This is a genomic window from Aliikangiella sp. G2MR2-5, assembly GCF_015687155.1.
In the GTDB taxonomy this organism is placed as follows: Bacteria; Pseudomonadota; Gammaproteobacteria; order Enterobacterales; family Kangiellaceae; genus Aliikangiella.
Genome location: NZ_JADPQF010000001.1, coordinates 915,157 through 926,583 on the forward strand (window position 1 = coordinate 915,157; position 11,427 = coordinate 926,583).

Genomic DNA, 11,427 nt, shown 5'->3' on the forward strand with positions numbered 1-11,427 from the left:
TGATACACATATTGATTGATATTGAGGATATTAGTATCATATCTGCATTGATAATAATGGAGAAAAGTGCCAATGCGATCTCAAGATGAAGAGGCCTTGCTCGAAGAGTTCGAGCGTAAAATTGAGGCAGAAGAGAAAATTGAACCGACAGACTGGATGCCAGAAGCTTATCGTAAAAATTTGATCCGTCAGATGTCCCAGCATGCGCATTCTGAAGTTATCGGTATGCAGCCTGAAGGTAACTGGATTACTCGCGCGCCAAGCTTGCGCAGAAAAGCGGTTCTTCTGGCCAAGGTGCAGGATGAAGGTGGACACGGACTCTATCTATACAGTGCGACTGAAACATTGGGCATTTCTCGTAGCGAAATGATTGAAGCATTGCAAACCGGTGTTGCCAAATACGCCTCTATTTTTAACTATCCGACATTGACCTGGGCAGATGTTGGCGCAATTGGCTGGTTGGTTGATGGTGCTGCGATTGTGAATCAAATTTCACTCCAGCGAACCTCTTATGGTCCCTATTCACGTGCGATGATTCGTATCTGTAAGGAAGAGAGTTTTCATCAGCGTCAAGGCTACGAAATCATGTATCAGTTAGCCAAAGGATCTCCTGAGCAAAAGAAAATGGCACAAGATGCGATGAATCGTTTCTGGTGGCCGTCATTGATGATGTTTGGACCACACGACAGCGAGTCAGCCCATAGTGGTCAATCAATGAAATGGAAAATTAAGCGTCAGTCCAACGATGAATTAAGACAGAAATTCATCGATCAAACTGTTCCTCAGATCGAAGTGTTAGGTTTGGAAATGCCCGATCCTGAAATCAAGTGGAATGAAGAGCGTGGCCACTATGACTCTGGCGAAATAAACTGGGAAGAATTTTACCAGGTTATAAACGGCAGTGGCCCCTGTAATCACCAGAGAATCAAGCATCATGTTAAAGCGCATGAAGAGGGTGAGTGGGTGCGTGAAGCTGTGAGAGCTTATCGCGCAAAGCAAGCAGCTAAAAAAGAAAACGCTGCCTGATTTTCGAAGGATTGATTTTGGATAGGTCTAGTTTGGACAGTTATATTTTTGAAAGACGACCAAAAATATTATCGAATTTTAAGAGAGAAAAATTATGAGTCAGGAACATTTAGCGGTATACGAAGTTTTCGTTCGTTCAGCCAGAGGATTGGATCATAAACATGTCGGCAGCTTACACGCAGAAAGCCCTGAGCACGCGTTAATGTATGCCCGTGATTGTTATATTCGTCGCTCGGAAGGGGTAAGTATCTGGGTTGTAGAATCTAAAAACATCACTGCGTCGCAAGATAACGATACAGAAAATTTTGTCGAGCCGATGGACGATAAACCATACCGCCATGCAACACATTACGTGTTGCCTGATAGCGTCAACAACATGTAAGAGGTTGGTGTAATGGATCAGCAACAGCAAAACCTCTATCGCTTTTTAGTCGGCCTGGGTGATGACTCAGTCGTGTTAAGTCATCGCTTGTCAGAATGGTGCAGTAACGCTCCCTACCTTGAAGAAGATCTGGCCTTGTCTAATGTCGCTCTAGATTATATTGGCCGTGCTCGAATGTTTTATCAGTATGCTGCAGAAATTGAAGGCAAAGGGCGCACTGAAGATGACATTGCTTATTTAAGAGATGAAAGAGAATTTACCAATCTCTTAATTCATGAGCTACCTATTAACGACTTTGCTTTTACCATGCTTAGACAGTTCTTTGTGGATGTCTTCTATTGTAATTATCTGGAAGAGCTCTGCAAGTCAAGTGATGAGCGAATCGCGGCAATAGCAGCTAAGGCTGTCAAAGAAAGTCGATATCACTTAAAGCGAAGTGAGCCATGGATCAGACAGTTAGCCGAAGGCACCGATGAGAGTCGCCGAAGAATAGAAAATGCTTTGGCAGAGCTTGAAAACTTTCTTGGAGAGCTTTTTGAAATGCCTGCCTGGGAAGTTGAACTGGCTGAGCAAGGTATCGCCGTGGATCGCAAAGCACTTAAAGCTAACTGGGACGAATACGTTCAACAATTTCTTAAAGCTTCAGATATTGACTTTGCAGAAAGTCGTTTGTTAGTTCAAGGTGGTCGAGAAGGGATCCATACAGAGCATTTAGGTCATATGTTGAGTGATATGCAATATGTTCAACGAGCTTATCCCGGTCAACAGTGGTAACCAGCTTAACGAAGCAAACTAGTTTTTTAACGACGGAAGAATCATGAGCCCCTCCGAAAAAGTCATTCCTACCTTAAACCCGGTGTATGCGGCGAGATTAAACCATAGAAATAATTCGCCGCATCAGAAAATCTGGGAAATTCTGGATAATGTTTTTGATCCCGAATTACCCGGACTAACCATTTGGGACCTAGGTATTTTACAGGATGTTCAGCTGGTGGAAGGTGAAGACAGTTCGGATAGCATTTGGCGAATCGTTGTTACTCCGACCTATAGTGGGTGCCCGGCAGTTGAAACGATCAATCAGGATATCGTGACAACATTAAATGACGCTGGTTATCTAGATGTAAAAGTTGATCTGGTTTTATCGCCAGCGTGGTCTACCGAAATGGTTTCTCCAGCGGGAAAAGCTCACCTGAAAAGTATTAATATAGCGCCCCCAAATGAGCAGGACCAGGTTTGTTGCCCCAAGTGTGAAAGTGAAAATACCAAAATCATCAGTCAGTTTGGTTCGACTGCATGTAAGGCTTTTTATCAATGTAACGATTGTTTTGAGACTTTCGATTACTTTAAACACTTTTAAATGGCGCTAGTGGTCAAACAGAGTAGAGCAATCAAAAGAACATAAGGAATCAAAATGAGCACAGAATTCCATCCTTTAAAAATAAGTAAACTGGAAAGGCTGACAAAAGATGCAGTTTCGATCAGTTTTGAATTACCCAAAGAGCTGGCTGATGAGTATCAATATCGTCAGGGCCAGCACTTAACTTTGAAAGCTGATATAGACGGGCATGATGTACGCCGTTCATATTCGATCTGTAACAGTGCAAATGAACAAAAATTAACCGTTGGTATCAAGCGAATTGACGCAGGTCTTTTTTCTAATTATGCCAATGACAAGCTTGAAGCGGGTATGACTCTCGAAGTGATGCCGCCGCAAGGCCATTTCTATACAGAGTTAAGTGAAACTAATAGTAATCACTATTTAATGGTGGCTGCAGGAAGCGGTATCACTCCGATGCTGTCTCATATTCAGACGATTCTTGAAAACGAGCCCAAAGCCATGGTAACTCTGATTTATGGTAATAAATCAACACCTCTTATGATGTTCCGAGAAAAATTGAGTTTTATTAAAAACCGATTTATCGACAGACTTCACTGGATCAATTTGTTTACTCAGGAAGAAAATGAAGCGGAAGTCTTTAACGGAAGAATTAGTGCTCAGAAATTACTGGATTTAAACAAAGCGAGAGTCATCGATTTGGCAAGCTTTGATGAAGTTTTTCTGTGTGGACCGGAGTCGATGATTAATGATGTGGCTGCATTTTTTGAAGTAAATAAAATGCCGAAAGAAAAAATTCACTATGAGCTCTTTTTCGCCGGATCTGCAGAAGACAAAGCCAGTGAAAAAATTGCACAAAGAGCTGAAAAATATGGCGAGAAAACCGCAAAGGTTTCGGTAAAAGTCGCTGGTCGCAAGACCACGCTTGAGCTGGCAATGGGGGGAGATAACATCCTCGATGCTGCGATGGAAGCCGGGGCCGATTTACCTTTCTCCTGTAAAGGCGGCGTTTGCGCTACCTGTAAGGCAAAAGTTGTGAAAGGTAAAGTTGAAATGGACTTAAATCATTCATTAACACCTGAAGAAGTTGCCGAAGGTATGGTGCTGACATGTCAATCGCATCCAGTTTCAGATGAAGTCGAAATTGATTTCGACCTGAACAATTAATCGCTGACCGATACGATTTGGCAGGTGCCGATTGATGGAGACCAGGTTGGATTTTTCTGACTTAACTCGACAATTTATTAGCAATCGAGTAATCGACAAAGAGATTAGCTGTAAATCCTTTGTCGTTACCTTTTTTGGTGATCTGGTATCGCAGCATGGTGGCTGGATCTGGATGGGAAGTTTGATTGCGGCATTAGAACCATTGGGATTCTCCGAACGGTTAATTCGAACGTCGGTCTTTCGTCTGGTACAGGATGATTGGCTTAAGGTAGAAAAGGCAGGGCGAAAGAGTTTCTACGCATTCACTGACTCTGCGTTACGACACTATACAAAAGCCGCACGTCGTATTTACGCCAATAAGACATATAGTTCAGACTCTCGTTGGTTAATTGTTATTCCAACAGCCGTTCCAGAGCCAAAGCAGCAAAGTTTTCGGCGGCAGCTGCGTTGGCTTGGTTTTAGTCCGTTGGCATCCGGGGCCTTTGCCCATCCGTCCATTGAGTCGGAGTCTTTAAATGAAACGTTAAAGGAGCTTTCACTTACCGATTCGGTAATAGTATTTTCTTGCGAAACTGCGGATCAAAATTCCAGTCAAGTCCTCAAAAATTTTGTCAACAAGGCCTGGGATTTAGAAGCGCTGGCAAATGGCTATAAAGAATTTGTCGAGGCCTACAAACCGTTTAGGGAGTTTATCGAATTTGCTGACAAAAAAACCGACATGCCATTGAACGATCAAGAGGCACTACATTTAAGATTGCTTCTTATTCATGAATATCGAAGAATATTGCTAAAGGATCACGAGCTACCAGAGGCAATGTTGCCTGCTAACTGGCCTGGCTATGAAGCATGCATATTGGTTGGTAAAATCTATCAGTATTTTTCGCATTTTTCCTTGCGCTATATTGAAAATCATTTTGAAAATTCGTATGGCCTAATGCCTCAAGTTAGTAGCTCTTTTAGCCGAAGATTTTCGAGTACAAGAAATTAATTTGATTATCTGCTGTATGTAGTCAAATACAACAGCTAAATGAATATATAACATAACAGTATTTTAATTATTTTGGAAAATAATATGGCCAACTCAGAAATCAACTCGGTGAACTTAATTGAGAAAAACTCATTGGGAATTATTGAAATTGACTACGCTCCGGTTAATGCGCTTTCGCAAGGTGTTCGTCAGGGAATTGTTGACGGAATTGAAAAGTTTGAAGCCAGTGGTGAAATAAAAGCCATTATCATTCGCTGTAAGTCACGAACTTTTATTGCCGGTGCTGATATTAAGGAGTTTGGAAAGCCGCCAACAGAACCATTTTTACCTGATGTTGTTAATCGTATTGAAAATTGCAATACACCTGTGATTGCAAGTCTCTTTGGTACTTCTCTTGGAGGAGGTTTTGAGGTGGCTCTCGCTTGTCATTACAGGGTAGCGCTAGAATCGGCCAAGGTAGGATTGCCTGAAGTCAACCTCGGTCTTATTCCGGGAGCTGGAGGAACACAAAGATTGCCTAGAGTTGTTGGTGTGGGCAAAGCCCTTGAAATGGTAACCAATGGCAAACACTACCGGGTGAACGAACTATCTTCGACAGGACTTATTGACAAGCTATTTCCGGTAGATGCGGATCTGGATGAAGCAACTGAATCTTACGTTGAAGAGCTTATTAGTAGCGGACAGTTAGTCGTCAAACGAGTTGGCGAGAAGAGTGTCGAAACGAGTGATATCGACTGGGATCAGGAAATTTCAAATATCAAAAGAAAGGCTCGAGGAAAGGATGCTCCGGTGGTTGCCGCTGAAGTTATTAGAAAGTCGCTGGAAAACAGTATTGAAAATGGCATGAAATTCGAGCGAGAAGCGTTTTTAAAATTAAGGGAGTCTGAGCAATCTGCAGCACTCAGATATGCTTTCGCAATTGAAAGAGCTGCGGGTAAAACTGACCTTACAACAGTGCCACTCGAAGTGAATAACGTTGGTGTTATCGGTGCCGGCAATATGGGCTCGGGAATTGCGACAGCGTTCCTGACATCAGGATTTCAAGTGCAGCTGATAGAGCAGACAGCAGAGGCTTTAGCGGCGGGTATGGAAAGAATAGAAAAAAATCTTTCTTCAAATGTAAAGCGTGGGCGAATGAGCCAGTCACAATTCGAGGAATGTCTTTCTCGTGTTCATATTAGCACGGAGTATGAGTCATTATCAGGATCTGACCTTGTGATTGAAGCGATCTTTGAGAACATTGATATTAAGAAATCAGTTTTCTCCAAACTGGATAGTGTAACTCGGGAAGATTGTATTCTTGCTACCAATACATCTTATCTGGATATCAATGAAATTGCTTCAGTGGTAAATGATCCTCCTCGCGTAATCGGAATGCACTTTTTTAGTCCCGCTAATATTATGAAACTACTGGAGGTGGTCAGAGCTGAAAAATCTTCAGAACTAGCTCTTGCAACAGCAATGTCTGTTGGCAAGAAACTTGGAAAGATGAGTGTTCTGGTCGGGGTTTGTTTTGGTTTCGCTGGAAACCGTATGTATACCCGCTATGGAAGGGAAATACAACAAATGTTGCTTGAAGGCGCTAGCATTGAGCAAATCGACAAGGCTATGACAAATTGGGGGATGGCAATGGGGCCTCTTGCGGTACAGGATTTGTCCGGGATCGATATCGGTCACAATGCACGAAGCGCGCAACCATTTCCTGAACATGATCCTGGTTATTTCCGCGCAGCAGCTACTATGGTGGAAAATGGAAGGCTGGGCCGTAAGACAGGAATGGGGTTTTATCGTTATGATGAAGAAGGCAAAAAGTATGCTGACGAAGCTGCCGAAAGTCTGATCAGAACGAAAGCTACCGAGCTTGGTATACAGCTACGAACTTTTGAAGATGAAGAAATAGTCGACAGAGCCATACTCGCACTAATTTCGGAAGGTTTGGCCTTATTCAAAGAAGGGATAGTACAGCGTATCAGCGATATTGACGTCATTTGGCTGCACGGTTATGGCTTCCCGCGCCACAAAGGAGGACCCATTTTTCAGGCCAAACAGATGGGCAAACTGCTGGTTGAACAAAAATTGGATGCTCTCAGAGATAAAGAAAGTGCAAGAATTTGGCCTCAGGTTGAACTGTCCATTTTAAATTCCTAAGGAATAAAGGTAATATCGAAGGTTTGTTATTGACGAAACTTAGCGTTTGGGAGTTCGATTGTTGAACATACAAGCTGACGAGAACGAATTTTCGGTTGAAAAACCTTTGAGAAAGGAAGCGGGAAAGTGTCAATATACACTTGACCTGCAAAGCTTTCTTCCGTATCGAATGTACCGGCTTGCTGCGCAAATGGCTCAGGCCGGAAATAAGCTTTCCTTTTTGCTTCAGGAAACGGGTGTACCCATAGGTGAGCGAGAATGGCGGGTTATTTCCGTATTAGGTTCTTACGGCGGATTGACCAATGGCCATGTAGCTGACGTACTAAAAACAGACGCGGCAACTGTGACTCGCGCAGTAAAGGTATTGAAGAAGCTTGGCTTTGTTGATACCAGGAATTCCAAACGAGACAGACGTAAGCAGCTAATTTATTTGACTGAAGAAGGAGCGGCCTTCCATGATGTCATTACTCCCCGGCGAATTGAAACCGGTGATTTGATTGAGAGCTGCTTTTCCTACGAAGAAAAAGAACAGTTACATCATCTTCTTAACAAACTCGATCGTCATCTGGAACATATGGAGAATGAGCAGGAAGACGAGTGGGAATAGGTTTAAGTCTAACAATTGGTCACAAAACAACCTATTAAAGGTTAATGAATGTAAAACCGCTTTGTGATGGAGCATGGGCTGTGTAAAATGCTCTGCGCTTGATGGAGTATTCAACTTTGTAGAGAACAACCATTTGGTTTAGCAATTGAGGGAAGGCTATGATTAAACTATACGGCTATTGGCGTTCAACTGCGGCTTACCGCGTTCGTATCGCACTTAATCTCAAGCAGATTTCTTATTCTCAAGTTTCTGTTCACCTGGTTAAAGAGGGTGGAGAGCAGCATAAGCCCGAGTATCTACGGTTAAATCCTCAAGCGCTGGTCCCTACACTGGAAGATGATGGTGTTGCGATTGGGCAGTCTCTGGCGATACTCGAATATCTGGAAGATAAATATCCTTCTCCGGCACTGTTGCCCAAGGATATTAGGCAAAGAGCTTTAGCCAGACAGCTAAGTCAACTTATCGCTTGCGATATTCACCCGCTAAACAATCTACGGGTGTTACAGTATTTAACTAATGAGCTTTCTGTAACCGAGGAAGCCAAAACTAAATGGTATCATCATTGGTTGGAAAAAGGCTTCAATGCCTATGAAGAATTGCTAGCTAAATACGATATTATTGGACCTTATTCCTTAGGTGAGGAACTTTCCATCGCTGATGCCTGTCTTATTCCGCAGATTTACAATGCAAACCGCTTTGATTTTCCGATGGGCAAATTTAAGCGTATAAGTACAATTAACGAGAACTGTCTAAAGCTTGAACGCTTTCAAAATGCAGTTCCTGAAAACCAGCCTGATGCTGTGAAGTAACTGCTGGACCACTTGTATAAACTAAAACAAATTAAAGAAGTAGAAAGAATAGTGAATAGATTTAATAAATTGCTTGCGGTTTCAGCAGTGAGTTTAGCTGTAAATAACGCGATTGCCGCCGACGCATATGAACTGATAGACCTGGGTGAACTCGATAAAGCTACGAGTTTCGCTTATGGAATTAATAATGCCGGGGAGGTCGTGGGCTATTCGACCATTTCCGTTGATGGAGAAGATTCACTGCATGCTTTTAAATATTTATCGGGTTCTATGACCGATTCTGGAGCGATAGTCAATGAAGATCCAAGTGAAGCCTTTGTTCTCAATGCAAAAGACTTCAGCATAGCTTTCGCAATCAATGATATTGGAGCATCGGCAGGGCTATCGAAAGAAATTGTCTCTCGAGATAAATTAGATGATAACGATGAAGTCGTGTTAGATTCTAACGGAGACCCTGTAATAGAATACCTGTCGGCTGAGAGAGCTACTATTTTTCAAAATGATGGAACAATCGTAAAAATTCCCTTTTTCGAAGATGCTACTGAAAGACAGTTAAGTTCGGGTAGCAGCGCTGCGGCCATTAATAATGATGGAATTGTAGTCGGTTCCGCATTTTATGATCGTCCGGATGATGTAGATGGGAATGGCAATAGTACTTCCGTCTACATGAAGCATGCTTTTATATACGATAGCAGCAATGAACTTCTTACTGCTATCCTACCTGAGAACACCGCTGTTGCTGTTACCTCAAGCTTTAGAGATATTAACAACACAGGTGTTGCCGTAGGCTGGCACTCAACAGAAAACTCTACGTCAGATACCAGAGCTGTCTACTATGATTCAACGATTTCCGATAATTTGGTAAATTTGGAAGTTTATGGTTCAGAAGATGAAATTGCTATTGCGACAGCAATAAATGACAGTAATGTCGTGGTAGGTAGAGCTTATCGTCCTGATGAAGGACATTTCACAGCATATACGCACGATATTAACACTGGCGAAACTAATAGTTTAGGCTTTTTAAATACGACCTCGGTTAATGGACAGGAGTCCGAAGCATACGATATTAATAATTCTGGCCAAGTTGTAGGGCGGTCAATATATAGTATCTACCCAAATGTTTATCATGCATTCGTATATGATAATGGCGAAATAAAAGATATTAATGACTTAATTGACTGTGTCCAGGAAGGTAACGAGCCTGTCGGAGAGAGAGATTGGGAAATCGTTGAGGCACGAAGTATTAATGATGAGGGAGTGATAGTTGGCAGCGGTATCTTTAGCCGTTATGTGAATGGAGAGCCTGTTGCTGAGCTTAGAGCGGTAATGCTTAGACCAAAGGAAGGAGAGGTTCCTGTAGCTTGCCCGGTCATTGATGACGAAGATGAAAGTGGGGGCGGAAGTATTCCATTTATAAGTCTTTTGTTGTTCCCATTGTTAACAACCTTTAGAAAAAAGAGCTAAAACCCTGTCCCGTCTTAGAATAGGTTGACGGGACCCCCTAAATAAAAAAGCCGCTTTTAAAGCTAATGCCGATCAGTTAAGCATAAACCGCTTGATTTTTTCGGCAATGAGATCAAAATCCGGTGATCGATGATCACCGGATTTTTTTATGCAACTCGCCCAAGCTTTAGATGCCATCAATCATTTCGCACCGAACAAAATAGACACCTTATGTGACTTGCTACCCCTTGATTTAATCAATCAAGCCCTTGAACAAACCGAAACGGTGACATTGAGAAAGCGTAAACTCTCGTTAGAGTCGATGGTGTGGCTCACCATAGGAATGGCTATCTACAACGATAAACCACTCTCTCAAGTGGTTAACATGCTGGATATAGTAAACCGTCAAGGAAAGCCTTTTGTTGCACCAAGTGCCATAGTCCAAAGACGCCAAGCCCTAGGTGAAGACGCGATAAAAGCCGTGTTTGAACTGACTCAACGACACTGGAATGACCAAGCGCTTCATCCCCACTGGAATGGTTTGACTTTATTGGGCGTAGACGGTGTCGTCTGGCGCTTACCGGACAGCGATGAAAATAAAGCCGCGTATAGCCGCCATATCAACGCGAATAAAACAAACAGTGAATACCCCCAAGTTCGTATGGTCTGCCAGATGGAACTCAGCAGCCACCTAATCACCGCCAGTGCTTTTGATGATTACTCTGTTAATGAAATGAAGCTCGCTGAGCGGCTGATTATCAATACGCCCGATCATAGTCTGACATTATTTGACCGGGGGTTTTACTCACTTGGATTACTCCACCATTGGCAATCTGAGGGAACTGAACGCCACTGGCTAATTCCACTTAGAAAAGGCACACAATATGAAGTGCTGAGAAAACTTGGCCGTACTCAAAGCATTGTCCGCTTAACGAGTAATCCGAGAGCCAGAAAGCTTTGGCCGAACCTCCCCGAAACGATAGAAGCTCGGTTAGTGAGCAAGAAAATCAATGGGAAACTCACTCAAGTGCTCACATCGATGACCAATGTACAGAGGTATCCAGTTGAAGATATCGCTGATTTATACAGTCACCGTTGGGAAATTGAGCTCGGTTTTCGAGAGCAAAAACAGTATATGCTCGGCAATCGTTTAACCTTACGCAGCAAGCTTCCGGAAATGGCCCGTCAGGAGCTATGGGGAATACTACTGACTTACAATATGATTCGATTTCAGATGGTTAAAATGACTCATCATCTAAAAGGAGACTATCTGCCTTATCAACTTAGCTTTAATGGTGCTTTAGCCCATATCGTCAGGTTATTAGTTGGGTTACCGTTTTCGTCTCCCGGCGCTATACCTGGACAACTTAAGACATTTTACGAATTATCAAAAAGTCTAGTGAATGAACCAAGGCGACAGCGGAGTTATCCGCGAGTCGTCAAGAAAAGACCGCAACGCTATGCGCAAAAAAAATGCCAGTCAGTTCTTAACTGACTGGCATTAGCTTTTAAAGCGGCTTT

Annotated in this window: 11 protein-coding genes; all 11 read left to right on the forward strand. The window is 42.8% G+C overall.

The features are described from left to right. Nucleotides 1-72 precede the first annotated feature (72 nt). Entirely contained in the window at nt 73-1,026 is a 954-nt protein-coding gene (gene paaA / locus IYN84_RS03620) for a 1,2-phenylacetyl-CoA epoxidase subunit PaaA (protein ID WP_196137795.1), read from the forward strand. Nucleotides 1,027-1,120: 94 nt separating this feature from the next. Next, nucleotides 1,121-1,408, forward strand: a complete 288-nt coding sequence (gene paaB, locus IYN84_RS03625; RefSeq protein ID WP_196137796.1) for a 1,2-phenylacetyl-CoA epoxidase subunit PaaB — start codon at nt 1,121-1,123, stop codon at nt 1,406-1,408. A 12-nt stretch (nt 1,409-1,420) separates the two neighbouring features. Beyond that, nucleotides 1,421-2,182: a 1,2-phenylacetyl-CoA epoxidase subunit PaaC gene (gene paaC, locus IYN84_RS03630; RefSeq protein ID WP_196137797.1), complete on the forward strand. Its 762-nt coding sequence runs from the start codon at nt 1,421-1,423 to the stop codon at nt 2,180-2,182. A 43-nt stretch (nt 2,183-2,225) separates the two neighbouring features. Further along, a complete protein-coding gene (paaD, locus tag IYN84_RS03635) occupies nt 2,226-2,765 on the forward strand; it encodes a 1,2-phenylacetyl-CoA epoxidase subunit PaaD (RefSeq protein WP_196137798.1) in 540 nt (179 codons plus the stop codon). 54 nt (nt 2,766-2,819) lie between these two features. Next, the gene (gene paaE / locus IYN84_RS03640; RefSeq protein WP_196137799.1) at nt 2,820-3,911 is read left to right on the forward strand and encodes a 1,2-phenylacetyl-CoA epoxidase subunit PaaE; all 1,092 of its coding nucleotides are present in this window, start codon (nt 2,820-2,822) and stop codon (nt 3,909-3,911) included. Nucleotides 3,912-3,945: 34 nt separating this feature from the next. Beyond that, nucleotides 3,946-4,899, forward strand: a complete 954-nt coding sequence (locus IYN84_RS03645) for a PaaX family transcriptional regulator C-terminal domain-containing protein (RefSeq protein ID WP_196137800.1) — start codon at nt 3,946-3,948, stop codon at nt 4,897-4,899. An 84-nt stretch (nt 4,900-4,983) separates the two neighbouring features. Next, nucleotides 4,984-7,047 (forward strand): 3-hydroxyacyl-CoA dehydrogenase NAD-binding domain-containing protein, encoded by a 2,064-nt coding sequence (locus IYN84_RS03650; protein ID WP_196137801.1) that lies wholly within the window; start codon nt 4,984-4,986, stop codon nt 7,045-7,047. 61 nt (nt 7,048-7,108) lie between these two features. Next, entirely contained in the window at nt 7,109-7,654 is a 546-nt protein-coding gene (locus IYN84_RS03655; RefSeq protein WP_196137802.1) for a MarR family winged helix-turn-helix transcriptional regulator, read from the forward strand. A gap of 158 nt (nt 7,655-7,812) precedes the next feature. Continuing rightward, nucleotides 7,813-8,463, forward strand: coding sequence for a maleylacetoacetate isomerase (gene maiA, locus IYN84_RS03660; RefSeq protein ID WP_196137803.1), 651 nt, complete (start codon nt 7,813-7,815; stop codon nt 8,461-8,463). Between the two features lie 51 nt (nt 8,464-8,514). Continuing rightward, a complete protein-coding gene (locus IYN84_RS03665; protein WP_196137804.1) occupies nt 8,515-9,927 on the forward strand; it encodes a DUF3466 family protein in 1,413 nt (470 codons plus the stop codon). A gap of 148 nt (nt 9,928-10,075) precedes the next feature. Continuing rightward, nucleotides 10,076-11,401 (forward strand): IS4 family transposase, encoded by a 1,326-nt coding sequence (locus IYN84_RS03670; protein WP_196137805.1) that lies wholly within the window; start codon nt 10,076-10,078, stop codon nt 11,399-11,401. The last annotated feature ends 26 nt before the right edge of the window (nt 11,402-11,427 follow it).

Coding starts and splice junctions, on each gene's coding strand:
- paaA (WP_196137795.1), top strand. CDS start 73: ATGCGATCTCAAGATGAAGAGGCCTTGCTCGAAGAGTTCGAGCGTAAA.
- paaB (WP_196137796.1), top strand. CDS start 1,121: ATGAGTCAGGAACATTTAGCGGTATACGAAGTTTTCGTTCGTTCAGCC.
- paaC (WP_196137797.1), top strand. CDS start 1,421: ATGGATCAGCAACAGCAAAACCTCTATCGCTTTTTAGTCGGCCTGGGT.
- paaD (WP_196137798.1), top strand. CDS start 2,226: ATGAGCCCCTCCGAAAAAGTCATTCCTACCTTAAACCCGGTGTATGCG.
- paaE (WP_196137799.1), top strand. CDS start 2,820: ATGAGCACAGAATTCCATCCTTTAAAAATAAGTAAACTGGAAAGGCTG.
- IYN84_RS03645 (WP_196137800.1), top strand. CDS start 3,946: ATGGAGACCAGGTTGGATTTTTCTGACTTAACTCGACAATTTATTAGC.
- IYN84_RS03650 (WP_196137801.1), top strand. CDS start 4,984: ATGGCCAACTCAGAAATCAACTCGGTGAACTTAATTGAGAAAAACTCA.
- maiA (WP_196137803.1), top strand. CDS start 7,813: ATGATTAAACTATACGGCTATTGGCGTTCAACTGCGGCTTACCGCGTT.
- IYN84_RS03670 (WP_196137805.1), top strand. CDS start 10,076: ATGCAACTCGCCCAAGCTTTAGATGCCATCAATCATTTCGCACCGAAC.